We start from the raw sequence: 14,752 nt of genomic DNA, 5'->3' as shown, positions 1-14,752 counted from the left end.
CGACTAGGCTTCTGGCCATGGCTGAAGCTCCCTACCGTCTTGTCCTGCTCCGCCACGGCGAGAGCCAGTGGAACGAGAAGAACCTCTTCACCGGCTGGGTCGATGTCGACCTGAACGAGAAGGGCGAGAAGGAGGCCGTACGCGGTGGCGAGCTCCTCGCCGCCGAGGGCCTCCTCCCCGACGTTCTGCACACCTCACTGCTGCGCCGAGCGATCCGCACCGCCCAGATCGCCCTCGACCGGGCCGACCGCCACTGGATCCCGGTGCGTCGCTCCTGGCGCCTGAACGAGCGTCACTACGGTGCGCTCCAGGGCAAGGACAAGGCCCAGACCCTGGCCGAGTTCGGCGAGGAGCAGTTCATGCTCTGGCGCCGCTCGTACGACACCCCGCCGCCCGTACTCGCCGCCGACGCCGAGTACTCGCAGGCGGACGACCCCCGCTACGCACTGATCCCCGCCGACGTCCGGCCGCAGACCGAATGCCTCAAGGACGTCGTCGAGCGGATGCTGCCCTACTGGTACGACTCGATCGTCCCGGACCTCGCGGACGGCCGCACCGTCCTGGTCACCGCGCACGGCAACTCCCTGCGCGCCCTGGTGAAGCACCTCGACGGCATCTCCGACGCGGACATCGCCGCCCTCAACATCCCCACCGGAATCCCGCTCCTGTACGAGCTGGACGCCGACTACCAGCCGCTCACCAAGGGCGGCCGCTACCTGGACCCGGAGGCGGCCGCCGTCGCCGCCCAGGCCGTGGCCAACCAGGGCAAGAAGTAACACCTTCGGTGATCATGAACCCCACCTGCGCCTATGGCGCAGGTGGGGGCTGCCGCGTTTCTCGGGCCGTCTGTGGGCCGTCAGTGCGGCCGATCTTGAACCTTGAATACGTCTGTAATGGCCTTGCTGGCGCGGGCCCGGCTACTGCTGGACGGCGGGTAGAGCATCAAGGCCGCGAGCGAGTACCTGGGCCACTCCGACCCCCGACTCACACTCAAGGTGTGCGCCCACCTCATGCCAGCACCGACGCGTAGAAGTGCCGCAGGGCGTGCATGCCGTTCTCGCGGGACGCGGCGCGTTCTCGGCTCCATGCCTTGGGGATGATGACGACGGCAGCGAGGGCGAGCTTCCAGTGGTCTTCATTCAGCCCAGACCGCCAGATGTGGCTGCCGATCGGGTCGGTGAAGATCAGATGCCGGGTGAGCGGCGTACCACCCGAACGCAGCCACGGCAGCGTGATAGCCACTGGCGGGTACTTCTCCATGTGCGCCTTGATGGCGACGGCGACCGGCTCAGGCAGCGCACACCCCGAAGCTTGCTGCCTTTCGCGGGCGCGAACACGGGCACGTTCCGGCTCAGCTTGATTTCGCCCTGTCGGAGACCGCAGCCGGCCCCCATGTCCACGGTGAGGCGGAAGCAGTCGGACATGGCAGCCCGGACGGCGAAGACCTGTTCCGGAAGCCAAGGCACCACGCGGCGCTCTCCCACGATGGGGAGCGATACCGTGCGCGAGTTGCAGGGGTTCCGGGGGATGAGCGATGCCAGCCTCGTGCGCCAACTATGGCTGCGGCTGTGGCCGCGTAAATACGTTTCGTCTCCCTACGACAGTCAGTAGATTCTGTGGCACAGGGATGGAGTGAGGAGGGGCAGCGTGACCGTGGACGACTCCTGGAAGCCGGAGTACGACTCGCTCGCACGGGGGTTCCTCAAGCGGTACTTTGGCCCCCACGCGAACCTCGCCATCATGTTTCCCTGCATGCGTGTGGACTACCGCTGGGCAGAGCACCGACCCCGGGTCGGGGACTCACGGGTTCCTGCGAAGAACAACACGGAATATCACGGCCTTGAGCGCCATGCCTGGCAGTATCACGTCACTGCCCAGTACGAAGAGGCTTACCACCACTTCCTGATGGCGGCCTATTGCCGGCTGGGTGACGAAGACGTCTTCGGCCGACTCGACGAAGCGCATCTCAGGGCAGTGCGTTTCTGCGTACGCCACGCATTGTTCAACAGGGACCTGGCCGTGGCGCAAGCGGGCCGCAGGCGTTGGCCTGATCCTGCCGCCTACGCGATCGACGAGGCTAGGCTTGATCGTTTGGCTCGGCGAGCCGACGATCAGCTGACCACAGCGTTCAAGGCTCTCTTGCCACCCAGTGAAGAACACCCAGCGCCAGGCGCTTGACGGCTCCCTGACGTTGGAGCACTTCAAATTGGCCAGTCCCGCCAGATGAAGTGCTCCGCCACAGGGCCACCTGGAGCCCGGTAAGTCGGTCGAGGGCGCCCAATGGGTCGGCCGCAGCGAGGCCGAGGAGGAGATCGTCAACAGCGGACGCACGGGCGTACCTGGACCAGATCACTGACCTGGCGAAAGCCAACCGTCCACAGTCCGAGCGCACCTCTCAGTAGTGCCGCATTCGGGGGCGATCATGGCTTGGGCAGTGTAGATTTTACTTCTTGCAGTTCGAGCGAAGGCGGGTTTAGCGTGAGCTTGCCAGCTAATAGGCCATATCAGAGCTACATGCCTGCGATTCTTCAGGATCCCGTGAGGAAAGCAAAATTTTGGAGCGAATCGGCGTCGTTTCCACTTCTACTAGAGAACCTGCGTAGACATGCTGAAATTGCAGAAGTAGGGCGAGCGAGGTTTCCTGGGACCCTTGCTCAGAAGAACAAGGCTTGGCGGGAGTATCGAAATTTTCTCCGTCAGGCACTGAGTAACTATACAGCTGCTATTGACGTACCTAATAGGTCTGCATGCCTCCTCTATTATTATGCAATGCTAAACTTTGCTAAGGCGGAGTTGCTCAGCAATCGACCTAATGACATCTCCGGAAAATTTGTTGGCCACGGCCTCAGTTTCAGCCCGAAACGTGCGCAGACGGTTGCAGGCGATGTTCTCGAAGTTAAGGAGGGCGTTTTTCGTTGGCTCTATGAGGAGCGTACGGGTCATTCTCTACCGAAGGGGACTAGGCTGTCCGTAAAGCGACTCCTTGCTCAGATTCCCGAGGTGGGAACACAAGTCGCAGACGCTGGCCTCGGTGAGTGTCAGATTGTAGGTGCAAATATTTCACTGGCGATGGATTCCTCCAATTCTTGGACCATGCTGCTTGTCCAAGACAGGGGTAGAGGTCTACCGAGTCGAACAGAGAAGATCCTGCTGAAGAGCTACCGCCAGGTGCGGATGGTGGACCATTGGCGTGACATATTCGCAATTAGCAAGCGCGCTCTTGGTAACGGCAGTCTCTACGAATCCTTGGATCTCGCACCAAATGCGGCACCCGCTGTTCCCAACTTTGACCTGGCTCTGGCGAATGCCATGAAGATTCGGGATATAGTGGGAATGCGCACGGATGAGTTTCATGACTTTATGATATGCCCGACCATGGGTGGGAATAAGTCAATTCCGATGCCATCTTCGCTGGCGCGGTATGCAGTGACCTATTATGCTTCTTCTCTTGTGCGCTACAAGCCATCCGTGTTTGACTTGCAGATCTACCCTAAGCAGGCATACATGTTCGATGCGATTGCGCGCGAGTGCGCCCTTCCTATGCTGCTGGACACGCTTTCCGCCCTTGAGGGGGCGGACCAGATTTTCAACGAGCAAGGGGCGTATCGGGTATAGGCGTACGTGCTTCTGTCGCTCTTCGGATCGCTTTCTGGGCCGTCCGAGGTCCATCGACGTCCACGAACGCTGACGGTTGTCGACAGGTCGTTACCTGGTTAGCCACGTACAAGTGTTGCTGACCAGCCAGGGAGAACGGGGCGGGCCCAGGGCAAGAAGAAGTAGGCCCGAGCACCGAACGCAACGCAGAGGACCCCGACCGACGGCACACCACCGTCGGTCGGGGTCCTCTCGTCTGCGGTGGCCGGCGGCCGGCGACCGGCGGCCGTCAGCAGCGGCGCGTCAGTGGCAGCAACCGCCGCCGCACTGGCAGGTGCCGCCGGACTGGCAGCCGCAGCCGCAACCCGAGCCGCAGCCGCAGGCGGCCACCAGTGGCAGCGGGATGCGGAGCGTCTGCTCGGGGCCGGGTTCGGTGGGATCAGCCCTGATCGGGGCGGGCGGGGTCGGGGACTGAGTCATCGGTGGTGGACCTCCTTCAGGCGGTCATGCCTACGACTCAGTGAAGCCCCCCGCCTACGCAGCGTCAACGGGCGTACGGGATCATCCCGTACGCCCGCCCGCGCGCCCCCGCTGCCAAGGGCTGTCGTGCGGCTAGGCCTCGGGCACGAACTCGTCGGCGTGCTCGCCGGTCACCAGGAACACCACGCGCTTGGCGACGGACACCGCGTGGTCCGCGAAGCGCTCGTAGTAGCGCCCGCACAGGGTCACGTCCACGGCCGTCTCGATGCCGTGCCGCCAGCGGTCGTCCAGCAGGTGCGAGAACAGCTGGCGGTGCAGCTCGTCCATCGCGTCGTCGTCCCGCTCCAGCTCCAGCGCCGCGTCCACGTCCTTGGACGCGATCACCTGGCCGGCCTTGGCGACCAGCCGCTGGGCCAGCTGGCCCATCTCCAGGACGATGGGGTGCAGGTCGGCGGGGACCGCCGACTCGGGGTAGCGCAGCCGGGCCAGCTTGGCCACGTGCCGGGCCAGGTCGCCGCTCCGCTCCAGGTCCGCGCTCATCCGCAGCGAGGTGACCACGATGCGCAGGTCGGTGGCGACCGGCTGCTGGCGGGCCAGCAGGTCGATGGCCCGGTTCTCCAGCTCGTGGTGCAGTGCGTCGACCTTCTCGTCCGCGGCGATGACGCTCTCCGCCAGTGCGAGGTCGGCGTCGAGCAGCGCCGTGGTCGCCCGGCCCATGGCGGACCCCACCAGACGGGCCATCTCGACCAGGCCGTCGCCGATCGAATCGAGTTCCTCGTGGTAAGCGTCGCGCATCGGTCCTGTCCTCCTGCTTGTCCCAGCTGTCTGTACCAGGGCTGTCCGTGTTAGGGGCGTGCGAGTCAACCATGCGCCGTTCGGACGTACCGCTTGCTCAGTGCGAGTGAACCACTTACGACGCCAAGGTGAATTCTCGGCGACCTGGGGCTGATGCCCTTATCCAGGGGTTACAGCAGGTCACTACCATGCGCTTACGCTGAACGCATGGACGTGACCGTGGCTGAAGCCGCAGCGAGCGCGCTAGCCGGGCTCGGAGTCGGCCTCACCGCCGCGCTGTCCTTCCGCTGGAGCGAGAAGGATCGCAAGAAGAGTGCCAAACGGGTGGAGCAGCAGCCCGAGCCCGAGCTGCCGCCCGGTGTCGACACCGTGCTGTCGGTGCTGCGCTCCTGCGCGGTGGTGCTCGACGACAGCGATCAGGTGATCAAGGCCAGCTCGGCCGCGTACGCCCTCGGACTGGTCCGGGGCGGTGCCATCGCGGTGAACGAGATGCTCGCCATGGCCCGGCTGACCCGGCGCGACGGCGAGATACGGCAGGCCGACCTGGACATCCCCCGGGGCGGCGGCAAGCAGACCGGTGACGCCCTGGCGGTCTCGGTCCGGGTCGCCCCGCTCGGTTCCCGGCTGGTCCTGGTGCTGGTCGAGGACCTGACCGAGGCCCGCCGGATCGAGGCGGTCCGACGCGACTTCGTGGCCAATGTGTCGCACGAGCTGAAGACCCCGGTGGGCGCCCTGTCCCTGCTCTCCGAGGCCGTCCAGGACGCCAGCGACGACCCCGAGGCGGTCCGCCGCTTCGCCGGCCGGATGCTGATCGAGGCCACCCGGCTCACCAGCCTGGTCCAGGAGATCATCGAACTCTCCCGGGTCCAGGACGACGACCGGCTGGTCGACGCCGAGCCGGTCGCCGTGGACGAGCTGGTCGCCGAGGCGATGGACCGCTGCCGGCACCAGGCCGCGGCCAAGCAGATCACCATGGCGGCCGGCGGGATCGCCGGCCTCTATCTGCACGGCAACCGCGGCCAGCTGGCGGCGGCGCTGGGCAACCTGGTCGAGAACGCCGTCAACTACAGTCCGGTACGGACCCGGGTCGCCATCGCCGCCCGCAAGGTCCCCGGCTCCAGGGTCGACACGGTCGAGATATCGGTCACCGACCAGGGCACCGGGATCTCCGAGAAGGACCGCGAGCGGATCTTCGAGCGCTTCTACCGGGTCGACCCGGCCCGGTCCCGGGCCACCGGCGGCACCGGCCTCGGCCTGTCCATCGTGAAACACGTCGCCGCCTCCCATGGCGGCACGGTCTCGGTGTGGAGCGTCGAGGGCCAGGGCTCCACCTTCACCTTGCGTCTCCCCACCACCACCCCCGCCGGCACGGCGACCACCGCCGGCACCGACGCCGCAGCAACCGCCGAGACCGACATCGAGTCCGACATCGAGTCCGACAGCGAGATCGGTATCGACAGCGACGTCGACGGCCGCACCGAAGCCGAGCCCGAGCCCGTGACCGAACACCCCCTGCCTGTCCACCACCCTGCCCCGGAGGTCCAGTCGTGACCCGTGTGCTTGTCGTAGAGGACGAGGAGTCCTTCAGCGATGCCCTGTCCTACATGCTCCGCAAGGAGGGTTTCGAGGTGGCCATCGCCGCCACCGGCCCCGACGCACTGGACCAGTTCGAACGCAACGGCGCCGACCTGGTCCTGCTGGACCTGATGCTGCCCGGACTGCCCGGCACCGAGGTCTGCCGCCAGCTGCGGGCCAAGTCCAGCGTCCCCGTGATCATGGTCACGGCCAAGGACAGCGAGATCGACAAGGTGGTGGGCCTGGAGATAGGGGCTGACGACTACGTCACCAAGCCCTACTCCACCCGCGAGCTGGTCGCCCGCATCCGCGCGGTGCTCCGCCGCCGCGGCGAGCCGGAGACCACCGTCGGCGGCCCCGGCGCGCTGGAGGCTGGACCGGTCCGGATGGACGTGGACCGGCACGTGGTGACCGTGGATGGCGCCAAGGTCGACCTGCCGCTGAAGGAGTTCGACCTGCTGGAGATGCTGCTGCGCAACGCCGGTCGGGTGCTCACCCGGATGCAGTTGATAGACCGCGTCTGGGGTGCGGACTATGTCGGTGACACCAAGACCCTCGACGTGCACGTGAAGCGCCTGCGGGCCAAGATCGAGCCGGACCCGGGGGCCCCGCGCTACCTGGTCACGGTCCGCGGCCTCGGCTACAAGTTCGAGCCGTAAGCCGCCGGAACCCGCCCCACCCACCTCATGGCTGTGCCCCGGACGGATGAAGCGTCCGGGGCACAGCCATGAGGTCTGCCGTCCGGCCTCAGGGGGTCGAGGTCGCCGAAGCGGAGGCAGAGGCGGAAGCGGAGGCCGAGGCACTGGCCGAGGCGCTCGCCTTGCCCGTCGCCGGGGTGGTGGCGGGAGTGCTGGCGGCCACCGTGGGGGCGACGGTCGGCGCGTACGAGGTGTACTCGCCGGTGCCCGCGTTCACCAGGGCCTGCACGGTGACCGACCCGGCGTTGGCGAAGGTGAAGGTGATCGTGGCGTTCTGCCCCGGCTTCTCGTTGAGCGTCGGGACGGTCGCCGCCACCTGGTCCGGGCCGCTCAGCAGCAGCGAGCCGCCGGCCGGGACGGTCGCCGCCCCGCTCAGGGTCGCCTGGGTGCTGCCGTCGACGGTGACCCCGGTCAGGGTGTCGTCGGCGGACCCGTTGTTGGCGATGTTGACGGTGACGTTGGCAGGCGCGTTGCCGGCGGCGTCGGTGACCACCACGATGCCGTTGAGCTTCAGGGCCGAGTCGCCCTTGACGATGGAGGTGGCGGCGCTGTCGGGCTTCACCTGCAGGGTCGCCGCGTTGGACCCCGCGGAGCAGGCGGCGAGGATGGGAGCGGTCGCGAGGATGACGGCGGCGACTGCGCCGCGACGAAGACTGCGGCTCACGGCGGTGACTTCTCCTTGGACGTGCTGGGTCCTGGCAGGACGGCTGTCTGTGGGAGACCGCCGCGATCAGATTACCGAGCCTCTTTATCCGCTCCACACGGGGTGGCCCCGTGTCGCGTCCCCGTCCCGAACGCCACACCCGCCCCGGACATCTGCGAAAGCCGTTCAGTCGAAGATCAGATAACGTTTCGATTACGTCTTCCGCGTAAGATCAATAACGGGTCGGCGAGGTGTGACCGGTTCGTGCGCAAGCGCTCCGACCTGCGGGAAGCTCTCCTCGAACTGGGGTCGCAGCACGCGGCAGGGGTGGTTGTCAAGCCCTGAGACTGGCTCTGACCTGCGAAAACACCCTTCGGATATGGCTGCAACCGTGTTATTCTGGAAAGCCACGGAAGGGGTACCTGTCACATGACGTTCAAGGTTGGCGACACCGTGGTCTACCCCCATCACGGGGCCGCGCTGATCGAGGCAATCGAAATTCGCCAGATCAAGGGTGTGGACAAGACCTACCTGGTGCTGAAGGTGCAGCAGGGTGACCTGACGCTCCGCGTACCTGCGGAGAACGCAGAGTTCGTAGGCGTCCGCGACGTGGTCGGCCAGGATGGGTTGGACCGGGTCTTCGAGGTGCTGCGTGCACCGTACACCGAGGAGCCCACCAACTGGTCCCGCCGCTACAAGGCGAACCTGGAGAAGCTTGCTTCGGGTGACGTTATCAAGGTCGCGGAGGTTGTGCGCGACCTTTGGCGACGTGAGCGCGAGCGCGGGCTGTCCGCTGGTGAGAAGCGGATGCTGGCCAAGGCCAGGCAGATTCTGGTCAGTGAGCTGGCACTCGCTGAGAACACCAACGAGGACAAGGCCGAAACGCTGCTCGACGAGGTTCTCGCCTCCTGAGCCTGGTTGAGTCGCTGTTCGGCCGAACAGTCCCTCGTGCACAGCTGTAGTGGTGCATGCAGTGTGAATCAGCGCCCGTCGTTGCCACGGCGGGCGCTGAGTCATGTCCACCGGGCGCCGGGCGATGGAACCTTGAGTGAGGAACCCCGCGCGCGGGCGGCCGGGCCGCGCCGGTACTGTGCCGTTCCGGGAGTGGTTGCCACCCCCGGTGCCGGGACGAGCAGGACGAACTCCACGGAAGGCGCTCGGCCCAGCACGCCTTGGCCATACCCACTTCGCCGAAGGAACAAAACCTGAACGCCGCAGCAGTGGTCCCCGCCGCAGGTCGGGGCGAACGACTGGGCCCCGGTGCCCCCAAGGCCCTGCGAGAACTGGGTGGTGTGCCGCTCCTGGTGCACGCCGTCCGCGCGCTGGCGCGCTCCCGCGCGGTGACCCTGGTCGTGGTGGTCGCCCCCGTGGACGGCGTCGCCCAGGTCCGCCAACTGCTCGACGACTACGGCGTGGACGGGCACGACAGTGCCCGGATCGCGGTGGTGCCCGGCGGAGCCACCCGGCAGGAGTCGGTCCGGCTGGGCCTGGCCGTGATCCCCGAGGACGTCGACGTGGTGCTGGTGCACGACGCCGCCCGGCCGCTGGTGCCGGTGGACGTGGTGGACGCGGTCGCCCGTGCCGTCGCCGACGGCGCCGAGGCGGTGGTCCCGGCCGTCCCGCTGGCCGACACGGTCAAGCAGGTGCGGCCCACCGGTGTGCCCGGCCGTCCCGAGCCGGTGGTGGCCACCCCGGACCGGTCCACCCTGCGCGCGGTGCAGACCCCGCAGGGGTTCCGCCGCGAGGTGCTGCTGCGGGTGCACGAGAAGGCGCTCAACGACGGGATCGAGGCCACCGACGACGCCGGGCTGGTCGAGCGCTACGCCGGCAGCGTGGTGGTGGTGCCCGGGCACGAGGAGGCGTTCAAGGTGACCAGGCCGCTGGACCTGGTGCTGGCCGAGGCGGTACTGGCGAGGCGGAGGGCGCTCGATGAGTTCTGAACCCGTGGTGAGGCTGCCCCGCACGGGGATCGGCACGGACGTGCACGCCTTCGAGGCCGGCCGCGAGCTCTGGGTGGCCGGGCTGCGCTGGGACGGCTACGAGCACGGCCTGGCCGGGCACTCCGACGGCGACGTCGCCGCCCACGCCGCCTGCGACGCGCTGTTCTCCGCGGCCGGGATCGGCGACCTGGGTGCGCACTTCGGCACCGACCGGCCCGAGTGGTCCGGCGCCTCCGGGGTACGGCTGCTGGCCGAGGCCGGACGGATCGTCAGGGCGGCCGGCTTCGAGATCGGCAATGTGGCGGTGCAGGTCGTCGGGGTGCGGCCGAAGGTCGGCAAGCGGCGCGAGGAGGCGCAGCAGGCGCTCTCCGCCGCGCTGGGCGCCCCCGTCTCGGTCTCCGGGACCACCACGGACGGGCTCGGCCTGACCGGGCGCGCCGAGGGGCTCGCGGCGCTGGCGACGGCGCTGGTGTACCCGGCGTCCTGAGGGGCCGTCACTCCTTCGGGGGCGGCATGGGAACGGCCGGGCGCAGGCTGAGACCGGCTCTCCGCGTGGACGGACCGCACCCAGCAGCCCCGGGGACATCCCGTAAAAGCTACGGCGATGTGAACGGATCCGGGCCCTGTGCCCCGTTGGGGCCAGGGCACCCCGCTCTTCCCACTACGCTTGACGGTGTGAGTATTCGCCTGTACGACACCAGCGCCAGCCAGGTACGCGACTTCGTCCCGCTCGTGCCGGGCTGCGTCTCGATCTACCTGTGCGGTGCGACCGTGCAGGCCGCCCCGCACATCGGGCACATCCGCTCCGGGCTGAACTTCGACGTGATGCGTCGCTGGTTCGCGTACCGGGGCTACGACGTCACCTTCGTGCGGAACATCACCGACATCGACGACAAGATCATCGAGAAGTCGCGGCTCTCCGGACTGCCCTGGTGGCAGATCGGCTACGCCAACGAGCGCGCCTTCAACGAGGGCTACGACGCGCTGGGCTGCCTGCCGCCGACCGGGGAGCCCCGGGCCACCGGGCACGTCCCGGAGATGATCGAGATGATGCGGACGCTGATCGGGAACGGCCACGCCTACGAGGCGGACGGCAACGTCTACTTCAGCGTCACCTCCTACCCGGACTACCTGTCGCTGTCGCACCAGGAGCTGGACAACCTGCGCCAGCCATCGGGCGAGGGCGAGACCGGCAAGCGGGACCAGCGCGACTTCGCGCTGTGGAAGTCCGTCAAGCCCGGTGAGCCGAGCTGGGAGACACCGTGGGGGCGCGGCCGTCCGGGCTGGCACCTGGAGTGCTCGGCGATGGCGCACAAGTACCTGGGCGCCGCCTTCGACATCCACGGCGGCGGGCGCGACCTGATCTTCCCGCACCACGAGAACGAGATCGCGCAGTCCAAGGCGTTCGGCGACGACTTCGCCTCGTACTGGCTGCACAACGCCTGGGTGACGCTCAGCGGCGAGAAGATGAGCAAGTCGCTGGGGAACTCGGTGCTGGTCTCCGAGATGGTGCAGAAGTGGCGGCCGATCGTGCTGCGCTACTACCTGGGCACCCCGCACTACCGCTCCACCATCGAGTACAGCGAGGAGGCCCTGCGCGAGGCCGAGACCGCGTTCGCCCGGATCGAGAGCTTCGCGCAGCGGGTCGTCGAGCAGCACGGCGAGGTCACCGCGGCCGTGCACGTGCCCCCGGCGTTCGGCGAGGCGATGGACGACGACTTCGGCGTTCCGCAGGCGCTGGCCATCGTCCACACGGCCGTCCGGCAGGGCAATGCGGCGCTGGCGGCGGACGACAAGGAGAACGCGGTAGCGCGTCTGGCCGAGGTCCGTGCGATGCTCGGTGTGCTGGGTCTCGATCCGCTGGACGCCATGTGGGCCGGTCCGGCACAGGGTGAGGACCTGCACGGTGTGGTGGACGCGCTGGTCAAGCTGGTGCTGGAGCAGCGGCAGGCGGCGCGCGAGCGCAAGGACTACGCGACCTCCGACGCCATCAGGGACCGGCTCACCCAGGCCGGGCTCGCCATCGAGGACCGCGCCGACGGCTCGCGCTGGACGCTCGGCTGATCAAGCGTATGCAAGCACGCATACGGGTACGTACGCAGATTTTGTATTCATGGAAGCAGGACTGAACTGATGGCCGGCAACAGCCAGCGCAGGAACCGCCGCAACCCCGGCTCGAAGAAGGGCCCGTCGGTCGGAACCGGTGGCCACAGCCGGAAGGCACTGGAGGGGAAGGGCCCGACGCCCAAGGCGTCGGAGCGCAAGGGGCACAAGAAGAACCGGATGGCCAACGCCGCCGCCAAGCGCGCCACCACGGGCAACAAGTCCCGTGGCTCCGCGCGACGCGGCGGCAAGGCGAGTTCCGAGCTGGTCTACGGCCGCAACTCGGTGGTCGAGGCGCTGCAGGGCGGGGTGCCGGCCTCGGCGCTCTACGTCCAGCAGTTCATCGACAACGACGAGCGGGTGCGCGAGGCGCTGACGCTGGCCAACGAGCGGGGCGTCCCGCTCATGGAGGCCCCACGGATGCAGCTGGACAACCTCGCCGAGGGCCACAACCACCAGGGCCTCATCCTGCAGGTGCCGCCGTACGACTACGCGCACCCGGACGACCTGCTGGCGCGGGCCGCCGACAACCACGAGGACGCGCTGATCGTGGCCCTGGACGGGATCACCGACTCGCGGAACCTGGGCGCCATCGTCCGTTCCGTGGCGGCCTTCGACGGGCACGGCGTGGTCATCCCCGAGCGGCGGGCCGCCGGGATGACGGCCGGCGCCTGGAAGACCTCCTCCGGCGCGGCCGCCCGGGTCCCGGTGGCCCGGATGACCAACATGACCAGGACGCTGGAGGCCTACCAGAAGGCCGGCTGCTTCGTGGTCGGCCTGGCGGCCGACGGCGAGGCCGAGCTGAGCGACCTGGAGGCGCTGACCGGCCCGGTGGTGATCGTGATCGGCTCGGAGGGCAAGGGCCTGTCCCGGCTGGTCTCGGAGACCTGCGACCTGACGGTGCGGATCCCGATGCCCGGCGCCGCCGAGTCGCTGAACGCGGGCGTCGCGGCCGGCATCGTGCTCTACGAGGCCGCCCGGCTGCGCAACAAGCACTGATCGGACCGGACAAGGACGTTCGACACGTCGTCACCCTCGCCGTACCGCTCGTTCGGGCGTATGAGCGAGGGTTTCGGCGTGTCGCGGGGGATCGCCGGATCGGGTGACCCCCGGGGGTGTCCAAATGGCCTCTCGCTCGGTTAGTGAGATGTGGACACCAGAACACCTAACCGCCCTCAGGGGGGACGCGACGAGGGGAGCGACGGTGGACCGGGGCTGTACGCGGTCAAGGTACCGACCGACCCGGCCCGGCTGAGCAGCACGACAGCGAGCTTCCGGGTGCGCCTCGGCGCCGCCGTGACCCCGCTGATCGATGCTCAGGTGGCCGCGCCCGCCTTCGCCGCGCCCCCCGTCGACTCCGGCTACTCCGGGATGAACGCCGACCAGACGCAGCCGATGCTGGTCCTGACCCCGCTGATGGAGGCGGGCGCCCTGGCGGGTGTGGCCGGAGCGGCCGGGACCGCGGGAGCGTCGGGCCTCGCCGGCGAGGCACGCCCGCGGCGCCCGCGCCGGGTCACCCCGATCACCTGGACCGGCGGGGCCGCCCCGCTGCTCGACGCCGTGCGGCAGGGCGGCGTCGGGCCGGACGCCGCCACCGGGGTGCTCCCGGTGCAGTCGTCCGCCTCGCCGGTCGAGACGCAGCTGATGCCGCAGCTCCCGGTCCCGCCGGAGGCCGAGGACGGCTACGGCCAGGGCCTGGGCCACGCCCCGGGCGGCGCCCCGGACGACGGGGTGACCTACGTCGGCGGGCGGCAGCCCTGGGGCTCCGGCCCCGAGTACCAGTTGGAGGCGCGGGAGTCGGGAGAACCGGTTCGCCACGCCTGGTACCCGGGCCGCCGCGTCGACCTGGGCCTGGTGCTGCTGCCGCTACGGATCTTCCTGGGCGGCATCTCCATCTACGCCGGGTTCAGCAAGGTCTCCGACCCCGTCTACTTCGACGGCGGGGTTCGCGGCTCGATGATGCACTGGCTGCAGTCGCTGCACCCCTGGCCGATGGCCCAGCCGCTGATGCAGTTCGCCCTGGCGCACCCGGTGGGAGCCGGGCTCGCGGTCGCCTTCATCCAGATCGTGGTGGGCGTGCTGTCCATCCTCGGGCTGTGGCAGCGGCTGGCGGCCGGTACGGCCATGCTGCTGTCGGCGGCGCTGCTGGTGACGGTGAGCTGGCGGACCGGCCCGGCCTACGACGCGCCGGACATCATCTTCCTGGCCGCCTGGAGCCCGCTGCTGCTGGCCGGCGCGCCGCTGTTCTCGCTGGACGGACGGCTGGCCATCGAGGCCTGGCACCGGCTCGGCGAGCGCACCCCGGTCGCGGTGCTGCGGCGGCGGGTGCTGCGCCGCGGCTTCGTGGTGGCGACCGTGGTGATCGGCGGCACCCTGCTGCTGGGCTCGGCGCTCGGGGCGGCGGTGCGCGACCACCGGATCGGGACCACCGTCGTCCCCTCGGAGTCCGGAGTGCCCACCGACTACCCGAGCCCGGTCTACCCGAGCACCGGCGCCCCGGCGGCGGGCGGGCAGGGGTCGGCGCACCCGTCCTCGGCCGCACCGTCCGCCTCGAACTCGCCGTCGGCCGCGGCGACGACGGCGGCCCCGTCGCACCGACCGACCCCGCGGCACAGCAGCAGCACCCACAGCGGCAGCTCGTCCAGCACGGGTACGGGCGGCAGCAGCCCGTCGTCCGGTGGCGCCAGCAGCACGCCGTCGCACCACCACAGCAGCTCGCCGACGCCGAAGAGCAGCAGCGGTGGCACCAACGGGGTGATCGGCGGTCTGCTGGGCACCAGCGCCCCCGCACCGCTGCCGCTGCTGGGGATGCCGGGCAGCGGCGCGAGCACCGGCGGAGCCCCGGTGACCTGAGCGCCGGTCCCCCGACGCGCGAGCGGGGAACAGGAAGCGGGGAACGGGGAGCGGCCCCGGAACGACGTCGA

Annotated in this window: 14 protein-coding genes and 2 pseudogenes; 12 read left to right on the top strand and 4 right to left on the bottom strand. The window is 68.8% G+C overall.

Translation table 11 applies throughout. From position 1 onward, the window contains the following. Window positions 1-17: 17 nt before the first annotated feature. On the top strand, window positions 18-776 hold the full coding sequence (locus tag IF29_RS0117950) for a phosphoglyceromutase (RefSeq protein ID WP_030255721.1): 759 nt from the start codon (window positions 18-20) through the stop codon (window positions 774-776). Window positions 777-1,014: 238 nt separating this feature from the next. On the opposite strand, the pseudogene IF29_RS49220 reads toward IF29_RS0117950, so the two are convergent. Further along, window positions 1,015-1,529 (bottom strand): annotated as a pseudogene (locus IF29_RS49220) (site-specific integrase); the annotation flags it as partial. 118 nt (window positions 1,530-1,647) lie between these two features. On the opposite strand from IF29_RS49220, the gene IF29_RS0117935 reads away from it, so the two are divergent. The 3 genes and pseudogenes from IF29_RS0117935 (at window position 1,648) to IF29_RS45020 (ending at window position 3,615) form a co-directional block, all read left to right on the top strand. Next, complete coding sequence (locus tag IF29_RS0117935; protein WP_030255718.1) at window positions 1,648-2,178, top strand: hypothetical protein; 531 nt, start codon at window positions 1,648-1,650, stop codon at window positions 2,176-2,178. Between the two features lie 70 nt (window positions 2,179-2,248). After that, window positions 2,249-2,356: pseudogene (locus IF29_RS49000) on the top strand (inorganic diphosphatase); the annotation flags it as partial. A gap of 158 nt (window positions 2,357-2,514) precedes the next feature. Further along, a complete protein-coding gene (locus IF29_RS45020) occupies window positions 2,515-3,615 on the top strand; it encodes a YaaC family protein (RefSeq protein ID WP_198037483.1) in 1,101 nt (366 codons plus the stop codon). Between the two features lie 282 nt (window positions 3,616-3,897). Here IF29_RS45020 and IF29_RS46085 read toward each other — a convergent pair whose 3' ends face one another. Next, window positions 3,898-4,074 (bottom strand): hypothetical protein, encoded by a 177-nt coding sequence (locus IF29_RS46085; RefSeq protein ID WP_157623802.1) that lies wholly within the window; start codon window positions 4,072-4,074, stop codon window positions 3,898-3,900. Window positions 4,075-4,206: 132 nt separating this feature from the next. Further along, complete coding sequence (gene phoU / locus IF29_RS0117925) at window positions 4,207-4,869, bottom strand: phosphate signaling complex protein PhoU (RefSeq protein ID WP_030255716.1); 663 nt, start codon at window positions 4,867-4,869, stop codon at window positions 4,207-4,209. Window positions 4,870-5,076: 207 nt separating this feature from the next. Here phoU and phoR point away from each other — a divergent pair, with 207 nt between their 5' ends. After that, window positions 5,077-6,420 carry a two-component system sensor histidine kinase PhoR gene (gene phoR, locus IF29_RS0117920; RefSeq protein ID WP_051725452.1) on the top strand — a complete coding sequence of 448 codons (1,344 nt, stop codon included), beginning with the start codon at window positions 5,077-5,079 and terminating at the stop codon, window positions 6,418-6,420. 5 nt (window positions 6,421-6,425) lie between these two features. After that, on the top strand, window positions 6,426-7,103 hold the full coding sequence (phoP, locus tag IF29_RS0117915; protein ID WP_475630829.1) for a two-component system response regulator PhoP: 678 nt from the start codon (window positions 6,426-6,428) through the stop codon (window positions 7,101-7,103). Between the two features lie 88 nt (window positions 7,104-7,191). On the opposite strand, the gene IF29_RS0117910 is transcribed toward phoP, so the two are convergent. Beyond that, a complete protein-coding gene (locus IF29_RS0117910; protein WP_030255709.1) occupies window positions 7,192-7,806 on the bottom strand; it encodes a copper chaperone PCu(A)C domain-containing protein in 615 nt (204 codons plus the stop codon). A 408-nt stretch (window positions 7,807-8,214) separates the two neighbouring features. On the opposite strand from IF29_RS0117910, the gene IF29_RS0117905 reads away from it, so the two are divergent. The 6 genes from IF29_RS0117905 to IF29_RS0117880 all read left to right on the top strand — a co-directional run bounded on the left by IF29_RS0117905 (window position 8,215) and on the right by IF29_RS0117880 (window position 14,681). Next, on the top strand, window positions 8,215-8,697 hold the full coding sequence (locus tag IF29_RS0117905; RefSeq protein WP_030255707.1) for a CarD family transcriptional regulator: 483 nt from the start codon (window positions 8,215-8,217) through the stop codon (window positions 8,695-8,697). Window positions 8,698-8,957: 260 nt separating this feature from the next. After that, entirely contained in the window at window positions 8,958-9,725 is a 768-nt protein-coding gene (gene ispD, locus IF29_RS0117900) for a 2-C-methyl-D-erythritol 4-phosphate cytidylyltransferase (RefSeq protein ID WP_232242192.1), read from the top strand. Next, window positions 9,715-10,212, top strand: a complete 498-nt coding sequence (gene ispF / locus IF29_RS0117895; RefSeq protein WP_030255703.1) for a 2-C-methyl-D-erythritol 2,4-cyclodiphosphate synthase — start codon at window positions 9,715-9,717, stop codon at window positions 10,210-10,212. The genes ispD and ispF overlap by 11 nt, the downstream gene beginning before the upstream one ends. 188 nt (window positions 10,213-10,400) lie before the next feature. Continuing rightward, complete coding sequence (gene cysS, locus IF29_RS0117890) at window positions 10,401-11,789, top strand: cysteine--tRNA ligase (RefSeq protein WP_030255702.1); 1,389 nt, start codon at window positions 10,401-10,403, stop codon at window positions 11,787-11,789. 69 nt (window positions 11,790-11,858) lie between these two features. Continuing rightward, window positions 11,859-12,827, top strand: a complete 969-nt coding sequence (gene rlmB, locus IF29_RS0117885; protein WP_030255700.1) for a 23S rRNA (guanosine(2251)-2'-O)-methyltransferase RlmB — start codon at window positions 11,859-11,861, stop codon at window positions 12,825-12,827. Between the two features lie 150 nt (window positions 12,828-12,977). Beyond that, a complete protein-coding gene (locus IF29_RS0117880) occupies window positions 12,978-14,681 on the top strand; it encodes a DoxX family protein (RefSeq protein WP_084714456.1) in 1,704 nt (567 codons plus the stop codon). The last annotated feature ends 71 nt before the right edge of the window (window positions 14,682-14,752 follow it).

This window comes from Streptacidiphilus jeojiense (assembly GCF_000719095.1).
GTDB lineage: Bacteria > Actinomycetota > Actinomycetes > Streptomycetales > Streptomycetaceae > Streptacidiphilus > Streptacidiphilus jeojiensis.
This window is presented reverse-complemented; position numbering and strand designations above follow the sequence as displayed.